This window comes from Cyanobium sp. NIVA-CYA 375, from assembly GCF_056108345.1.
Window position 1 is genome coordinate 1 of sequence record NZ_JBSYHW010000375.1, and the last position, 620, is coordinate 620.

Here is a 620-nt window from a genome sequence, read left to right on the forward strand (position 1 = left end):
GCCCCGGTTCCGGATACTCCGCCGTCGCGGGCGACCAGCGACACGTTGCCGTTGCTGATCGACGAACCGCCGAGATCGATGCTGGCGCCATCGGCGAAGAAGGTGTTCGTACCGAGCGAATCCCCGGTCAGGGTGATCGCTCCGGAGGCATTCAGGACCGCAAACAGGCGGGTGTTCAATCCGCCGCTGGTGATCGATCCGGCATTGGCCACGACCTGCACCGCATCCGCGCTCACGGTGCCGGCGATGGTGATGTCCCCGCCATCCCGGGCCCTGACCAGACTGTCCCCGGTCCCTGCAGTGATCGATTGGCCGGTGATGTCGCCATTGCCGCGCGCAGGCGCCTGTGGGTCGAGCGCGGTCTGCAGGGATACCGTCAGGTCGGCAGAGAGGTTGTCGAAGTCGATCTGCTGACCGGTCACGTCGATCAGCCCGCCCGCGGTCGAATTGCCAAGCGCAACGGCACCGCCCGCGCTGATGACAATATCGCCACCGGTCAGGATCGAGTTTGATCCCGTGGTGAAGTCGAACCCGGCGGTGGCGGTGAAATCATCCACCGCTTCAGCGTGGTCAACCGCGATTGCGCCGGCGGAGTCGAGGACAATGTCACTTCCCGACGC

At 65.5% G+C, this 620-nt stretch carries 1 protein-coding gene; it reads right to left on the bottom strand.

All coding sequences use genetic code 11. The features are described 5' to 3' along the window. Positions 1 to 620, bottom strand: a 620-nt coding sequence (locus AC01FP_RS18665) for a hypothetical protein (protein ID WP_474482391.1), incomplete at both ends; no start/stop codon positions are given.